This window comes from Sphingomonas sp. NPDC079357 (assembly GCF_044901155.1).
Lineage (GTDB): Bacteria > Pseudomonadota > Alphaproteobacteria > Sphingomonadales > Sphingomonadaceae > Sphingomonas.
Window position 1 is genome coordinate 1,657,877 of sequence record NZ_JBJDOM010000001.1, and the last position, 17,150, is coordinate 1,675,026.

Consider the following 17,150-nt stretch of genomic DNA (forward strand, 5'->3'; position numbering starts at 1 on the left):
AATTATAACAGCGTCTGTTCGCAATCAGCCAGACTTCATGCTCACGCTATCTGCCACTCGCGAGTGGCATCCAGCTCGAATTATCTACCAGTGTGCTCGCTTTCATCCGGCGCTGCTTGCAAACGAGGCGCCGTGCTCACGCTCCACGCCACTGGGTTCTCCAAACCCGTCGCCGGCAGGCGCTTTTGCGAAGCAGGTTTTCAGAACAGTTCTGACAAGCGTCGGGCCGCAGAAATGCGTTGCGGTCATGGCCCACCGGCCAAGTCGTCAGAAAGGAAGGCTTTCGTGAACAACGAGTGCGCATAGAACTGGCATAGATATACGTTTCACGACTGAACCAGTCGATGCGCGCTGGCCGCGACCGTCCCAAATGGGATCGAATACAGGGAATGGCGCGGCCTTTCCAAAAACAGTCTGTCACCGGTTTCGGGACAGCCTTTTTTACCCCTGCCCAATGATCAGCCTGATCTTACCAAAGCGTCTGGCCGCTAGCTTCCACGAAGCGACCAGATACGGCATCGTCCCCGAGCAGCGCGTCCTCGACGGGGAGTTTCGCCCCCTTCCTCGGGTGTCATGAAGCCGTTGTGTTCGGTCAGGTCGATCTTCACATAGCCAGGGCTGACCGAGTTGATGACGTGCGGCGTAGCGAATAATGATGATTTCCCTGAGCTTCGTCGAAGTGAATGCCGGCACATCAATCTCGTTTGATCATGCTACCCACCTTGGCCGAGAGCGCTTCAAGAGTGAAGGGCTTGGTGAGCAACTCCATACCCGCCTCTAGGTGCCCGTTTCCCACGGCAGCATTTTCGGCGTAGCCTGTGATGAACAACACTTTCAGGCCTGGTCGGAGCGCTCGTGCCGCGTCGGCGACCTGCCTGCCGTTCATGCCCCCAGGCAGTCCGACATCGGTGATCAGCAACTCGATCCGGGCACCGGACTGGAGGACCTTCAAGCCGGCGTTGCCGTCGGCAGCGCCAATCACGGTATAACCCGCCTCGTCCAGCACCTCGTCGATTAGATGACGGATCGTCGCCTCATCATCCACGACGAGGATGGTCTGCCCCGTGGCCTGCGCGGCTATGGTGAGGGCCTCCTCCTCTTCCACTAGCATCGCATCACCGACGAAGCGGGGCAGGTAGATGCAGATGGTCGTGCCCATGCCCAGCTCCGAATAGATCCGGACCTGTCCGTCCGACTGGCGCGCGAAGCCGTAGATCATCGACAGACCGAGACCCGTGCCCTCGCCGAGCGGCTTGGTCGTGAAGAAGGGCTCGAAGGCCCGTTGGATTGTCTCTGCGGTCATGCCGGTGCCGGTATCGGTCACGCAGACAGACAGGTATTGCCCGGGGGGCAGGTCGCGTTCGCGCGCAGTTCGCTCGTCCAACCACTTGTTCGCCGTCTCGATGGTGATGCGGCCGCCATCCGGCATGGCGTCGCGTGCGTTGATGCACAGGTTGAGCAGCGCATTCTCGAGCTGCCCGGCGTCGATGTTCGCGGTCCATAGCCCGGCAGCACCGACGATCTCGATCTCGATTTCGGGGCCAACGGTCCGCCGAAGAAGCTCCTCCATACCGGCTGCGAGCCGGTTCACGTCAGTGGGTTTAGGATCGAGCGTCTGACGGCGAGAGAAGGCGAGCAACCGCTGGGTCAGCGATGCCGCCCGTCGGCCGGCACCTTGCGCGGCGACGATGAAGCGCTCGCTGTCCTGGATCTTGCCCTGTGCAAGGCGAATTTGCAGCAGCTCCATGTTGCCCATCATGCCGGTGAGCAGATTGTTGAAGTCGTGTGCGAGGCCGCCGGTCAGCTGGCCCACGGCCTCCATCTTCTGCGCCTGACGGAGTTGATCCTCGATCAGGCGTTGGCTGGTCATGTCGACGCCCACCCCGGTTCTCCGCGACGGGTGTCCTTCCGCGTCAAAGTAGGTGTGCCCCCGCGACAGCACCCAGTGAAGCGATCCGTCGGGATGGACGATGCGGTATTCGAGCTCGATTTCGCCCGCTCGCTGCAATCCCGCGGCCATCACGCCGTTCAGCTCGACGCGGTCTTGCGGATGGACATTGGCCAGGAACTCGGCGCTCGACAGCCCCGCTGCGCCCCGCGCCGGGTCAAGCGCGTACAGCGCTGATATCGCCGCATCGCAGAAGAAGCGGTCGGAGCGGATGTCGTAAGTCCAGACCCCGACCCCACCAACCGCTGAGAGCGCCAAGCGCGCGAAGTCCTGCTCGTCGCGGAGCCTTGCCTCAACCTCGCGCTGCTGGGTGATGTCGCGTCCGGTGGCGTAAGTTAGCTCGCCAGCCGGAGCGGCGACCCAGGAGATCCACCGCGTCGAGCCGTCTTTGTGACGGTAGCGGTTCTCGACCGTCGCATGCTGGCCTGTCGCCGCTGTCTCATAGGCTCCGATGGTGCCGGCATGATCGTCCGGGAGGACGAATTCGTTAACGTGGTGGCCTACTAGCTCGTGTGGCTCGTAGCCGAGCAGGTCAGTCCAAGCCGGGTTCACACGCCTGAACACGCCATCGAAGTCGATCACGAGCATCAGGTCGGGCGAGGTTTCCCACATCCGGTCGCGTTCGACGGTGCGCTCGACCACCTCGCGCTCGAGCGTCTCGTTTGTCTGCTGCAGAGCCACCTCAGCGTTCTTGCGCTCGGTGATGTCGTTGAACAGCAACGCCACGCGGTGTTCGTCGGGACGGCCGATACGCAGCGCATGCACGTCGTACCAGTGGCCGAGTGGTTCGGCGAAGTTCTCGAATCTTACAGGCCCGCCAGTGGCAGCGACCCGCCCGTAAAGCTCAAACCAGTGCTTCTCGAGATCGGGCGCCAGCTCACTGACCCATTTGCCGAATGACCCGTGCAGGCCGGTTTGCCGTTCGTAGGCGGTGTTTCCCTCCTCGATCATGTAGTCGACAGGTTCGCCTGCGTCGTTGAAGCGCATACGGATGATGCAGAAGCCGACATCGATCGCGTCGAGAACCGATCGATAGCGGTCCTCCGTCGCAGCTAGCTCGTCCGCCGCTCGCATCGTTTCGGTGACGTCGACGCCCTGTACCAGAATGCCGATGACGGCACCGGCATCGTCGCGAACCGGCTGGTAGATGAAGTCGAGCAGCCTCTGATCGATCGGACCATCGGGCTCGGCCTGAACGTCGTAGCGGGCGCCCCGCGCCTGGTACGGCTCGCCGGTGGCGAAGGCGTGGTCGAGCAGCGCGACGTAGCCCTGCTCGGCCGCATCACTGAGTGCCTCTACTACCGTCCGCCCGATCAGCTCGCGCTGTCCAACCGATGCGCGGTAACTGGCGTTGGCGAAAGCGAACCGGTGCTCGGAACCGAGCAGCAGCGCGATCATCGCCGGCGCCTGCTCAAACAGGCCGATCAGCTTCTCACGCTCATCCGTCAGCGCCGTGATCGCAGCGGCATTGCGCTCCGCCTCGGCCGTTAGCGCCTGATTGGCGCGGTAGACTGCCTCGGCGCGGTCGAAGATGCCGCTGTGGTCGGGACGAAGCTGCACCCCGCTATCACCAGCCTCGATGGTCTGCCGCAGGGTCTCCAAGTCGGTCACATCGATCGGGTGCTGGAGAACGAACGACACTTCGTCGTCGTCCCCGAGCACGGGTGTGTGCGTGATGCTCCAGTAGCGCTTTTCCAGCCCGCCGCCTTCCGAGGCGCGTCTTGGCACGTCGAAGCGCAGCAATGCCATGGTGTCGGCCTGTCTGGTCCGAAGCACGCGCTGGAACGAATCCACTGCCTGGCGCAGCGTCTCCTCATCGGTGGGAAAGGCATCCCACGCCCAGCGACCGACGATGTCAGGCAACTCACGGCGGACCGACGCGAGATAGGCCTTGTTCGCCGTTGCGATGTTCAGGTCGCGATCCAGCACCAGATATGGGTTCGGCGAGGCGTCGAAGAAGGTGGCGAGGTCGGCGATCGATGCAGGCACGGGTTACTCACTGACGGAAGTGTGGAGCGGCGCGTCCAAATAGCGGGCCAGCAAATAAAATTACCAATCACAACGCCCTTGTGCTCGGCTGTGTCCCCCCCGGGGCAACGGGCACATTCCCAAAGGGATGATCAAACGACCGATCCGGCTATCGATTGGAAACGAGCATCGTCAATGACGTGGCCTCGATCCTTCGCTAAATAGCGGTCATGGGACCCGATCCATTTGTTGATGATCCATGCGCAGCTGACGTGGCGGCGGTAGGCCGCCTGGACGTGGTGCCGACGCTACTTGATACGGTCTGCCGGATCACCGGGATGGGGTTCGCCGCGATCGCCCGGGTAACCGACGACAAATGGATCGCCTGCAGCGTCAGGGACGAGATCAACTTCGGACTTCAGCCTGGTGGCGAGCTGAAGCTGGAGACGACCATCTGCCACGAGATCAGGCAGCACCGGCAGGCCGTGGTCATCCCTGACGTTGACGCAGACCCCGCCTATGCGGCGCATCACACGCCCGCGATATACGGCCTGAAGAGCTACATCTCGGTCCCGATCGTGCTGCCGGAAGGCCGCTTCTTCGGCACGTTGTGCGCGATCGATCCCAGTCCGCACGATCTCGCCAGGCCTGAGATCCTTCCGACCTTCGAGATGTTCGCGAGGCTGATCGCTCTGCAACTGGATCAGGCCGAGCAGGCGTCGGCTCGGAACGAGGCCGGCCGGGCTATGCGCGACAGCGAGGTGCTTCACCGCCAAATCCTCGACAGCGCGACGGACTTCGCGATCATCGCCACTGACCTCGATGGCCGGGTGACCCGCTGGAACGCAGGTGCCGAGAACATCCTGGGCTGGACCGAGCGGGAGATGATGGGAGAGCCGGTCGACCGGTTCTTCACTCCCGAGGATCGCGCTGTCGGTCGGCCGCAGACCGAGATGCGACTGGCGCTGGAACACGGCCACGGCAACGACGAGCGCTGGCACCTCAGGGCAGATGGTACGCGCTTCTGGGCGCAGGGCGAGATGACGCCGCTCAGGCGATCCGACGACAAGGTCGTTGGCTTCGTGAAGGTGCTGCGCGACCGTACGGCGGAACGGCTGCGCGAGCAGCGACTGGACCTGCTGGCGCGGGCCTCCGCAGGCCTCCTTTCGTCGGATGATCCAGACAGGGTGCTCCGGGATATCCTGTCATCAGGCGCCGAGACGCTCGGCTATGACCAGAGCTACAGCTACCTGCTCAATAATGACTGCACGCGCATGCGCCTTCTCCAGTCGATGGGGGTGGAGGAGGAGGTTCGGAACTGGCTGGCCGACGCATGTCCGGCGGACGTGCCGCTCTGCGGCTTCGTCGCGGAGAGCCGGGAGCCACTCATCCTGGACCATGTCCAGCAATCGGCTGACCCGCGGACAATAATCAGCCGACACCGTGGCACGCGTGCCTATGCGGGCTTTCCTGTTCAGTCCGAGGAGAAGCTCTACGGCGTGATCTCCTTTGTTTCGACGGTCCATGATCGCTTCGAGAACGAGGCCATTTCCTTCTTCGAGAGCTTTGCGCGCTTCCTGTCGATCGGTCGCGAGCGATTAGACCGCGAGGCCGCCCTGAGTGACCTGGCCATGACGCTGGAGCGTCGCGTCGAGGAGCGTACGCGCGACCTACTCGCCTCTGAGGAAGCCCTGCGTCACGCGCAGCGCATGGATGCGATCGGCCAGCTCACCGGCGGGGTCGCGCACGACTTCAACAATCTGCTGACGGTAATCCGTGGATCCGTCGATCTCCTGCGTCGACCAGACCTGCCCCAGGACCGGCGCACGCGCTACATCGAGGCGATCGGCGACACGGCGGACCGCGCGACCAAGCTGACCAGTCAGTTACTGGCGTTCTCGCGCCGGCAAACGCTGCATCCCACAGCGTTCGATGTCGCCGAGCGGCTGCGTGGTGTGGCCGAGATGCTGGACACGGTGACCGGTGCCCGCGTCGCCGTCACCCTCGACCTCCCGGACGAAGTCTGCGTTGTCAGGGCGGACGTCGGTCAGTTCGAGACGGCGTTGGTCAACATGGCAGTCAATGCCAAGGACGCGATGGGCGGCGAGGGAGAACTCAGGATCCGACTGGTCTGTGGTGTCCGTAAGCCCACTATTCGCGGCCACGCAGCGGTGGATGGTGGGTTCGCGGCCGTTTCCCTCACCGATACGGGAGCAGGCATCGCGCCCGCTGACATCGCGCGAATATTTGAGCCGTTCTTCACGACCAAGGAGGTCGGCAAGGGCACCGGCCTTGGCCTCAGCCAGGTGTTCGGCTTCGCCAAGCAGTCGGGTGGCGATGTTGATGTTGAGAGTTCACCTGGCGTCGGCACCACCTTCACCCTGTACCTCCCCGAAGCCGCTGCGGGTATTGAGTTGGGAACAGTTGTGCCAACCCCAGAGCGCGTGCATGCCACGCGCGGGCTGTCCATCCTGGTCGTGGAGGACAATCAGGAGGTGGGTCGTTTCGCTAGCGAGGCGTTGAACGATATGGGCTTTCGTACCACGCTCGTGCCTAGCGCCGAAGATGCGCTTGAGGCGCTCGGTACCAATTCCGGTACGTTCGACGCCGTTTTTTCCGACGTTGTGATGCCAGGGATGGGCGGCCTGGAACTGGCCAAGCGGCTGCGCAAGACATGGCCGCACCTGCCCGTGGTTCTTGCGAGTGGGTATAGCCACGTCCTCGCGCAGGAAGGCGCACATGGCTTCCTTCTTCTGCAAAAACCTTATTCGGCGGACCAGCTCGCCCGTGCAATAGACACGTTGGTCATCCCGGATCGGGAGGCGGCGCCTGCACCCACTATCTCTGCCTCTTCCGTACAGGTCGGCTATGATGAGCCGGAGGCGGCTAACCCCTCTAGATAACTCAAGCCCTCAGCAATCCTGTGGTGCCTAATTTAGAAAAAGTCGCCGCTTTAAGTAGTTGCTATGCACTCAGTCGATCAATCTCCGACAAGATATGCCGAGGGTCGAAGGGCTTGGGAATGAAGAAAGACCGTTCTGGAAGGTCTGTCTGGGATGGCCTGACTGCGCCTGATACGACGGCGATCAAAACCGGCGGATGCCGGTCACGAACGTATCGCGCGAGGCGCAGCCCATCCATCGATCCCTTCATCTGAATATCCGTAAGGACAATGTGGATTTCGGGATGAACCGATAAAATCTTGATAGCTTCGTCGGCGTCTTCTGCCTCGAAGGCCACAAAGCCCCGATCTTCAAAAAAATCCATCAAATCATGACGAATGAACACCTCATCCTCAACGATGAGGATGGCCCGTGCCGGAATAGCCTGACCCATTACGCTGTTACCAATTCGCCTGCACCGCTGAGCGGTGCCCTGATCTGAAATTCGACGCCTTCGGGAGGATAGCTGAGCGCAGTTTCACCTCTGAAGTACGATCGCAACGAGCGCTCGATCATTCGTGTTCCGAAACCTCTGCGGGTAGGCGCCGAGACGACTGGCCCACCACGCTCCCGCCAAAGCAGGGAAAATTCCGGATCAGCTTCTGATCCGCTCACCTGCCACGTCAACGTCACAGTACCATTATCGTTGCTCAAAGCGCCATATTTCAACGCGTTGGTGCCAAGTTCATGAACGGCGAGCGTGAGCGCCAGCGCAGATTGCGAGTTGAGCCGAACCGCCGGTCCGCTCATTGCCACACGCTTCCGTTTGCCGCTGACGACGGCGAGACCCGCTTCTAGCACCGCGGTCAGATCGGATGCTTCCCAGGACGTGGCGGTGAGAACGTCGGTAGCCCGTCCAAGCGACGCAAGGCGCGAGGAGAACGCGGCGGACGCTTCTTCCAGCGTGGTCGCATCGCGCAGCGTCTGATTGGCGATCGATTGAACAATCGTCAGCACATTCTTGAGCCGGTGGCTGAGTTCGCCGTTGAGGAGGCGTTGCTGTTCACGCGCTTCCTCCAGCGTCGTGTGATCACGCGACACCGACAGGATGCGCTCTACCCGGCCGTTTTCTCCGAAAATGGGGGACACCGACACCGACCAGAATTTTGGTGTACCGAGAAAAGTGTCGGCCGCTGTTTCAAAGTGGAAGGACTGGCCGGCTCTGGCGGTTTCCAGCGCCTCCTTCCCAATGCCGGTTCCATCATCTTTCAGAAACGTGGGCCAGAAGCAGCCCTTCACCGCATTGAAGTCGCTGATCTCCATAACCTTCATGCCACCCTCACTCATGAAGGTGAGGTTGCCTTCAAGGTCGAGTACCTTGATGCAGTCGGTCGATGCAGCAAGCACACTGCGCATGAAGCTCTCGCTGTCACGCAGTTCCTCCTCGGCTCGGCGACGCTCGATCGCAGTGCGAATACGAGCTGCCGTATCGGAAGCGAACGCGATGTCCTCAGAGGTCCACTCGCGCGACACGTCATCGTGAACGAAGAAGATGGCTACCGTGCGCCCGTTCTCAACGACGGGCAGGTTGACCATTGTTCGAACCGCTATGCCTTCGAGGACCTCCGATCTCGGCCCCGTTCTTGGATCAAGCCGGACATCGGGAACGACAACCGCACGGCCTGCGCGCAGATCCGCCGCATGGTCGCCGTAGTCATCGAGGCGATATGTACCCTTGAGGCTTGGATACCCCTGCGCTGTCCAATCTTCCGGCACGGTAAAGGTTTCGCCATCGACGGCGACCGTACCGTACCCGACGCGGCCAACGCCGAGTGCCTTGCCGATGATCGCCGTCGCCTGCTTGACCGTCCCACCCACGTCGGTTGTATCAGCCAAGGCGTGTTCCAGCTCGACCAACGCTTCGCGTCGTTGCTCGGCACGTATGCGCTCGGTGACTTCAAGGAAGATCACCGTGAAACGATCATCGCCGGTCGATTGGCAAACACCATCGTACCAGCGATGAAGGTTGCCGACCTGTCGCGTGAAGCGCACTGCTTCACCCGTATCGACGACGCGGGCGAATTCCAGCACCCATTCGTCCTCGACACCGGGGAAGAGCTGGCGGATGGTCCGTCCAACGACAGAACCGCGCTCGATCCCAACCAGATCGTACCAAGCGTTGTTCACCTCTTCATACCGCCAATCGACGATATGTCCTTGTGCATCACGTACGACCTTACCGAGGACGAAGCCTTCCTCCAGCGTCTCGAAGAGGCCCCGCCATTTCGCTTCATTAGCCCGGAGTTCTGCCGTGGCGCGATCCCGCTCCGCTTCGATCGCGCGCCGATCATCAACGTTGATAAGGACACCGGGGAATGTCTGCGGCGTACCATCCTGCGCCAGTTCGACGCGCCCGTTGGCCTCTATCCAGCGGTAGTTCCCATCGGCATGACGAACACGATACTGGTGGGCATAGGCCCCCCCGCGGGAAATGGCGGCGTCGATGGCTTGCGCTAACCCTTCCTGATCATCCGGGTGGACCGTGGCAACGATCTGGGCAAGCGGTATGCCTTCACGACCAAGGGCAGGATCAAGACCGAATGTACGGGCGAAAGCCTCATCGATTGCGAAACAGTCGCTGGGAAGATCCCAGTGCCACGTCCCGATGATCGCACCTGCCTGCAAGGCGAGTTGTACGCGCTCGATGTTCTCACGCGCCAACGCTTCGCTGATAGCCAGGCGATCCTGCGCTTCGCGCCGGGCTGTGACGTCGTTGAAGATGATGGCGATTTGCCGATCGGCGGGATCGCCGACCCGTACTGCACGCACGTCGAACCAGCGGCCGAACGCCTCGGCATAGTTCTCGAAATTCGTTGCCTCGCCGGTCTTCGCGACGTGACCATAAGTATCGAACCAGAACCGCTCCAGATCCGGGGCAAATTCTGTGACCCATTTGCCACGCAGGTTGACGCCGGCCTGACGTTCGAAAGCCGGATTTGCCTCAAGGAAGCGATAGTCCACGGGCTGATCGTTCTCGTCAAACTTCACCTCGACGATGGCGAACGCCGCCTCCACGGTATCGAAGATCGTCGTGAACCGCTCCTGTGCCTCGCGAAGGGCAGCTCCTGCGAGATGCTCTTCCGTGCGGTCGCGAAAGATCTTCACGTATCCGATATGATGGTCGTCCTGGTCGAGGAGCGGTGACATTTCACCGCTCGCCCAGAAACGCTGTCCGCCCTTGCGCATATGCCAGCGCTCGTCGGTTGCACGCCCCGTCTCGCGAGCGCACTGCATCTCAACAGCAGGCCGTTCGGCCTCGCGGTCCTCTGGCGTGAAGAACAGGGATGCGCTTTTTCCGATCACCTCGTCCTTGGACCAGCCAAGCACATATTCCGCACCGTAGCTCCACTCGACGATCTGTCCGTTGAGATCGGTAGCGACGATCGCGAAATCCTGGGCGCTATCCATGATAGCGCGCTGCCGCGCCTCCGAGGCCGCTATCCGCCTCATCGTCAGGCGTTGTTCGAGCTGTGCCATCACCTGTCGCGCCAGAACGCGAATGGAGCGCAACTGCACGTCGGAGAGGGTTCTGGGACGATGATCAAGCACGCATAAGGTGCCGATCGGGAAGCCATCAGCCGTTTTGAGCAAGGCTCCGGCGTAGAAGCGCAGTGGTGGCTCACCTGTAACAAGGGGGTTGCACGCAAAACGCGGATCAGCTGCGGCATCGGGTATGAGGAGAAACTCCTCTTCGAGAAGCGCATGACTGCAGAACGCTGTGTCCAGCGGCGTTTCGCGAACTCCAAGACCTACTTCGGCCTTGAAGAACTGACGTCCGTTTCCGATCAGGTTCACAATCCCGATCGGCGCCTCGCAGATTGCCGCAACCAGCTCGGCGATCTCGTCGAACGCCGCTTCGCGCGGCGTATCCATCACATCGAATTTTGCGAGCGCAGCTAACCGCTGCTGCTCATGCGCGGGAAGATCAGTCATTGCTTTCCACGGTTGGGCCCTTTGGGGATGCCCTAGCATCACCAGCCCATATCTGCCAGATTGGGTACGTTACCAAGCGGTACGATGAACGATCGATAGCCCGTCACGATGGCATGTTTCGAATGCCCCGCGCGGCAACCAGCCAGTTTTAGAGAACGGCAGCTGCAATGTCGGTCGAAGGCGTACCTGCTCGGCATAGTAGGCCAGCGAGCTTCGCTGCAAGATCGGCGTGCCGGAAAGGCTTTTCCAGCCGCGGAAATCCAGCCTCGATGCCGATCGCATCCGAATAGCCTGATACGACCAGCACTGGCAGGCCCGGGCGCTCGGCAAGGACGGTGCGCGCCAGTTCGACGCCGGTCATCTCGGGCATCAGGTGATCGGTCACGAGCACATCGACGTGGTGGCCCTGACGAAGCGCTGCCAACGCCTCCTCGCCGGAGCGCGCCTCAATGACCTCGAAGCCAATTTCGGTGAGCATGTCCGAGGTGCTGGCTCGCACGAAATCCTCGTCATCGACCAGGACGGCGATCCCGGCAACCATCGGTTCCATTATCGCAGCCTTGCCGGGGGTGGTCGGGAGCCCCCCGCTTAGCGGCAGCCACAGACTGATCGTGGTGCCTTCGTCCGCAACACTCTGGATCGTCAGTGCCCCACCGAGTTGCGACACGAGGCCGTGTGCCATCGACAGTCCGAGGCCGGTCCCCTTCCCGATACCCTTCGTCGAGAAGAACGGCTCGATCGCCCGCAGGCGGGTGTCCTCGCTCATGCCCGTCCCGGTGTCGGTGACGGCGATTACGACATAGCTGCCTTCCGGGACGGAGGGATGGTCAGTCCCCGGGCTCTGCAAGTGCGCCGACAGGACAAGTTTTCCGCCCTCAGGCATGGCATCCTTGGCATTCACCGCCAGGTTGAGGATCGCCATTTCCACCTGGTTGGTGTCAGCCAATGCAAGCGGCAGATCGTCTGCGACATCCAGTTCGAGCGTGATGCGTGGGCCAAGTGTGGTCGCGACCAGTTCGCTTATGCCGGTGAGCAGCGCGGACGTATCGGTCGCCTCGGGCTTCAGGGGCTGGCGGCGCGCGAAGGCAAGCAGGCGCTGCACCAGCGTTCGCGCGCGCTCGGCCGACTGCAAGGCACCGTCGATCAGCCGCTGTTCGCGATCGCCGCCCACCTTACGGCGTTGCAGGAGGTCAAGGCTTCCCAGGATCGGCGTCAGCAGATTGTTGAAATCGTGCGCGACCCCACCGGTAAGCTGGCCCATCGCCTCCAGCTTCTGCGACTGGCGTAACGCTTCCTGTGTCGTCAGCAATTCGCGGGTCCGCTCCGCGACCAGATGCTCCAAGGTGGCGGCCGACGTGCGCAGCGCATCCTCCATCCGCCGACGTTCAGTTATGTCGATCGAAACCCCTGCCAGCGTCACAGGCGTGCCGTCAGCCGCATAGGCTGGTTGTCCCCGGATACCGATCCAGCGTGTTTCGCCTTGTGGCGTCAGCAGCCGATATTCGATGTCGTAGTCGCAAGCGGTGCGCAAGCTGGTTTCGATGGCACCCTGCACCCGTGCTTTGTCCTCGTCATGGATGGCGGCGTGCAGCTCTGCATAACTGAAGGGCAGTTCGGGATCGCGCCCGAAATTCGTCCGGCACGTCGCCGAGGTTTCCAGCTCGCCAGTCGCGACATCGAACGACCACATGCCCATTCTGCCGGCCGTAAGCATGAGCGCGCGCTGACGACCGCTCTCCTCCGCTGCCCGGAGCAGCCGCGCCTTGTCGATCGCGATGGCAGCGAGGCGCGCCAAGCTTTCAAGGCGTCGGATCGTCTCGGGATCGTGATTGCGAACGTCCGACCAATAGGCCCCGAGCGCTGCGATGGCTCTGGGCTTCCCGATCGGTGCCATCAACAGACTGCGAACGAACGTACCCTTATAGGTTTCATGCGGAACGCGATCGTCGCGGGCGATATCGGGAATCGCGACGGTTTCCAGATGCTGCATTGCCCAGCCGGACACGCATACACTGAGATCGAACCGGTTGCCCCCCCAAAGCGGGCTGATCGCATCTTCCGCGGCATAGAAGCAGCGTTCGTCTTCGCGAATGACAACGGCGATACCTTCCGCCCCGATCGCCTCCCGCGCGGTCTGTCGGAGAACTTCGACCACCTCATCCATCGATCCGGCATCGGCAAGCCGCTCGCTGGCGTCCATCAGGACCGTTTGAGCGGTCGTACTATGGTCGGGTGCCGGACTGTCGTTGATCATCGAAACGTTTCTCCGATCGCGTCTTACCACATTTTAGGAGCAAGCGTCGGTGTTTTGCCTGGACGATCGTCGCCCGATCGCGACACGCGCACAGGGGTATGCTGCAAACAAGCAATGAGCGAGACCACCCGCACTGTCTCCAAGGGGTATGGTGATCAAGGGGCTCGGAGCTGTCTCGATTGGTATGGTATTTCGGGATTATGGAAGTAGATCGGTTAGCCGGTTCCACCTGAGACATCAGGAGCCACTTTGGGGTCCGGGTCCTGCGCCTTGCCGATCGCGGGTGCCACCTTCTGGCTCGGCATAGCGGTGAGATAAGCAACGATCGCATCGACGTCCTTCTCGGCCACTGGCGCCTTATACACCTCACGCATCTTGGTGACGGTCGCCTTCCACTGATCCGCCGATAGCGCAGGCTGGGTCAGCGCCATGCTGGCTGAGTGGCACGAGGTGCAATTGGCATTGATGACGTCGGCGTGCGGACCGTCGGGGTAGGTCGCGTCGTCGGCCGGCAGGTCGACGCTGGTCGAGGCAAGCGAGAAGCCGCGGGCTGACACGCTGGCGGCCGGTGCCGGCTCAGACATCTCGGAGATCGGAACGGGCGCCTTGCGGCTGCTCGGCGCGCCGATCGAGACGAGGATGATGCCGGTCAGGCCGATCAGGCCAGCAGCCATCATGCCGGGAGACGGAGTCTTCATGATTTGCTCGCTCCTCAGGCCGCGATGATGGTGGTGGTTTCAATGTTGCCGCGCATGAACCCGCCGGGATTCCAGATCGGCTTCATCGGCTGAGCGACACCGTTGGTGTTCCAGCAGCGCACCATGATGGGGTTAGGCCCGCGTCTCAGCGGCACCCGCCCGTCCCAGCGCCGGAAGCTGTACCTGCCCTCGTCCGCTCCGAGCGTCGTCCTGTACCAGGTGCGGCCACCGTCCGACGACACATCGACCTTGGCGACGCCGCAATCGCCGCCCATTGCGATGCCGCCGACCGGGATCGACGCTTCATAGGCGATCGCCTGACCATCGGGCAGGCTGGTCATCCAGCTACGCGGGATCATGCGATTGATCGGTACGGTCGGGAAGTCCTTGGCACCGGGCGCGACATTCGCGCCGGGTGTCGCGGGGATCTTGTAGGCCTTGGCCATCCAATACTGGTCGTCAGGGCCGGGCAGTACCTCGATCGCGTTCAGCATCTTGACCCAATAGGTCGAGTACCAGCCCGGCACGATCAGCCGGCAGGGAAAGCCGTTGAGGAGCGGCAGTTGCTCGCCGTTCATGCCGAAGGCGATCATGACCTCGCCGTCGCGGGCATGGTCGATGTCGAGTGCCTTCTCGAAGTCAGGAGCGCCCGCCACGACCGGCTGATCGAGAGCGCCGAAGCGCACCTGCACCGCGCCTGCCTTGACCCCGGCGAGGTCGAGCACGTCGCGCAGGCGAACGCCGAGCCACTTGGCGTTGCCCATCGCGCCATTGCCCCATTGCGCGCCGGCGACGCGCGGCTGGAACAGCCCGCGGCTGTTGCCCGAGCACTGGTTCACCGCCGCCATCTCGACCCGTGGAAGGCGCAGCAGCTGAGCGAGGCTGATCGACAGCGGCCGATTGACGTGGCCGAAGACGTTGAGGCGGAAACTTTCGACGTCGATCGAGGTCGGTATGTCGGCCCAGTGCCAGCGGACGAAGAACTGGTCGTTGGGCGTGAACACCGACTTGTCGAAGACCTCCATCGGCGTCTCCAGCAAGGGTGGATGGACGCGCTGGAGGATCATGCTGCCCTTGCCGGGAAAGGCGCTGGTCATCGGCCGCTCGGCATTGCCGCCGGGCAGCTTCAGGTCGACGAGCTGCTGCGCCAGTGCCGGCGCGGCGGCAAGGCCGGCGGTGCCGAGCGCGGCATGGCTGAGGAAGCGGCGACGGCTGGTCTCACTCGCCAGCCCGGCGTCGAAATTGTCCATGACAAGGCTCTCCTGTGGCCAGTCACGCTGGCGGATCGAAGGGGCATTCTGCAAGTGATCGGACCGACTGATCCGATCATCATGGCGGATCAGTTCGGGGTGGCGATGCAGGGCGAGACGAACAGGTTGCCCCGCCATGCACCGGCTAGCGTCTTGGCACCGACCAGCAGCCACATCGCCGCGAGCGCAACCGTCAGCACCGTGCCGACGATACCGAAAAACATAAGGTTCAGCGTCGTGCCGAGGCGGAAGGTGGCGACGGTGTAGACGCCGAGCGGGAAGGTGTAGCCCCACCAGCCGAGGTTGAACGGCACGCCCGCGCGCCAGTAGCGGATGGTGATAAGCGTCGCGAGCGCCAGCCACCACAGGCCGAAACCCCAAAGGCAGAGCCCGGCGACAACGCCGATCCCCTGCGCGACGGTGCCGACGCCGGCTAGCCCGTGCGCGGTGAGGATCGCCGGCGCATCCGCGCCGAGCACCAGCATGCCCAGAGCACCCGTGCCGATCGGCCCCAGCGCCAGCCAGGAAGATGCCGCCATGCTTTCATGCGGCAACTTGTGGAGTGCCATGCGCAGGATGAGGATGGCGAGGATGCCAAACGCGACCGGCACCGAATAGGCCCACAGCACATAGGAGGTCGCGAGCGTCACTATCTGCGCGTGGGGATCGGTTAGATGCGGCGCGAGCAGCCCGCCGCTGGCGCCCGCCACTTCGGCAGCGACGACCGGCAGCAGCCATACGGCGGTCATGCCGTCCAGGCTGTGCTCGTGGCGGGTAAACATCAGGTAGGGGATCAGCACGCCGCAGGCGAGCGACATGGCGACGTCGATCCACCACAGGATATGCGCGACCGGCACGATGCCATTTCCGAACCGCGCGATGCCGAAGGCGAGACAGCCGTTGATGATCGTCGCCAGCCCCATCGGAATGGTCCCGATGAACATCGACACGGTGTTGTGCCCGAAGATGCGCCGCGCCTCGTGCCCGAACATCACCCAGCGCGCGCCATAGAGGCCGGCGAACAGCGCGAAGAGCGCGATATTGAAGAACCACAACACCTCGCCGACAGGTTTAAGCGAAGGCCCGATGCCGGGCACCTGCGGCAGCGCGAGGGCAAGGATGCCCGTGCCCATCGTCGCGGCGAACCAGTTGGGCGTGAACTGGCGGATCATCTCGCGGGGGTGATCGAGCCGGCTGAGCGGCTTGAGGCCGCTGAGAACGGAGTGCGTGTCGGCAGTCATGCGACCTGCTCCTTGATGAGATCCGTCAGCGCGTCGGCCGCGCGGGTGCGATAGCGTTCCTTGTGGCGCAGCGCGTGAAAGGCGCGGTCGGGCAGCCCGAGCGGCAGCTCGACGAGATCGCCAGCCTTGAGCGCGCGCGCGACGACCAATCGCGACAAGACGGCAACGCCGGCACCGGCCTCAACGGCGGTGCGCACCGCCTCGTTGGACGGCAGCGTCATCGCTATCGTCAGCTGGGCCGGATCAAACCCGCGCGTTCGCAGCACGTCCTCGAAAGTCGAGCGCGTACCCGATCCCTGCTCACGGACGATCCAGCGTGTAGTGCGCAGCCAGGCCTCGTCGATGCGTTCGGCTTCCTCGCGGCCGACCAGCACCATTGGGTCATGCCCGACATTCCAGTGGGCAAGCGCCGGTTCGTCCACCTCGCCCTCGACAAAGCCGAGTTCCGCCGCGCCGCTCAACACCTGCGCTGCCGCGCCTTCGGTGTTGTCGATCGCCAGCTCGACCGCGATCTGTGGGTGGCGTTCGTGGAAGGCGGCGAGCTTTGCCGGCAACCAATAGCTCGCGATCGTCTGGCTGGCGACGATCCGCAACGAACCACGCGCGAGCCCGGCATAGTCCGCGAGCATCGTCTCGGCATGCGCTGCCCGCCCCAGCACCGCGCGCGCTTCCTCCAGAAAGCCGCGGCCTGCCTCGGTAAGCTGGATGCCACGCCCGACGCGGTGGAACAGCGGAACGCCGTAGCGCGCTTCGAGGGCCGCAACCGCCCCGGAGGCAGCAGACTGCGTGACGTTCAGCGCCTCCGCTGCCTTGGTGACGTGTTCGCGCTCCGCGACACCGACGAATATTCTGAGCTGCTCCAAAGTCATGCAGCATATATCGCGTACTTAGATCGATACGACCAACCGTTTGATAT

Annotated in this window: 9 protein-coding genes; 1 reads left to right on the forward strand and 8 read right to left on the reverse strand. The window is 62.8% G+C overall.

The genetic code is table 11. The features are described from left to right. Nucleotides 1-694: 694 nt before the first annotated feature. Complete coding sequence (locus tag ACI2JO_RS07790; RefSeq protein WP_404720109.1) at nt 695-3,937, reverse strand: PAS domain-containing protein; 3,243 nt, start codon at nt 3,935-3,937, stop codon at nt 695-697. A 251-nt stretch (nt 3,938-4,188) separates the two neighbouring features. Between ACI2JO_RS07790 and ACI2JO_RS07795 the strand changes: the two genes are divergently transcribed. After that, nucleotides 4,189-6,819 (forward strand): GAF domain-containing protein, encoded by a 2,631-nt coding sequence (locus ACI2JO_RS07795; RefSeq protein ID WP_404720110.1) that lies wholly within the window; start codon nt 4,189-4,191, stop codon nt 6,817-6,819. Nucleotides 6,820-6,880: 61 nt separating this feature from the next. Here the strand turns inward: ACI2JO_RS07795 and ACI2JO_RS07800 are convergent, their stop codons facing one another. The 7 genes from ACI2JO_RS07800 to ACI2JO_RS07830 all read right to left on the reverse strand — a co-directional run bounded on the left by ACI2JO_RS07800 (nt 6,881) and on the right by ACI2JO_RS07830 (nt 17,103). Continuing rightward, nucleotides 6,881-7,252: a response regulator gene (locus ACI2JO_RS07800; RefSeq protein ID WP_242122325.1), complete on the reverse strand. Its 372-nt coding sequence runs from the start codon at nt 7,250-7,252 to the stop codon at nt 6,881-6,883. Then, nucleotides 7,252-10,791, reverse strand: coding sequence for a PAS domain S-box protein (locus ACI2JO_RS07805; RefSeq protein ID WP_404720111.1), 3,540 nt, complete (start codon nt 10,789-10,791; stop codon nt 7,252-7,254). The genes ACI2JO_RS07800 and ACI2JO_RS07805 overlap by 1 nt, the downstream gene beginning before the upstream one ends. Nucleotides 10,792-10,939: 148 nt before the next feature. Further along, complete coding sequence (locus ACI2JO_RS07810; RefSeq protein WP_404720112.1) at nt 10,940-13,045, reverse strand: ATP-binding protein; 2,106 nt, start codon at nt 13,043-13,045, stop codon at nt 10,940-10,942. Between the two features lie 215 nt (nt 13,046-13,260). Beyond that, nucleotides 13,261-13,743, reverse strand: a complete 483-nt coding sequence (locus tag ACI2JO_RS07815; RefSeq protein WP_404720113.1) for a c-type cytochrome — start codon at nt 13,741-13,743, stop codon at nt 13,261-13,263. Between the two features lie 14 nt (nt 13,744-13,757). Then, nucleotides 13,758-14,993, reverse strand: a complete 1,236-nt coding sequence (locus ACI2JO_RS07820) for a molybdopterin-dependent oxidoreductase (RefSeq protein ID WP_007406293.1) — start codon at nt 14,991-14,993, stop codon at nt 13,758-13,760. 89 nt (nt 14,994-15,082) lie between these two features. Beyond that, nucleotides 15,083-16,234, reverse strand: coding sequence for a TDT family transporter (locus tag ACI2JO_RS07825; RefSeq protein WP_007406242.1), 1,152 nt, complete (start codon nt 16,232-16,234; stop codon nt 15,083-15,085). Then, nucleotides 16,231-17,103, reverse strand: coding sequence for a LysR family transcriptional regulator (locus ACI2JO_RS07830; protein WP_007406272.1), 873 nt, complete (start codon nt 17,101-17,103; stop codon nt 16,231-16,233). Before ACI2JO_RS07830 ends, ACI2JO_RS07825 begins: the two co-directional genes overlap by 4 nt. Nucleotides 17,104-17,150: the final 47 nt, after the last annotated feature.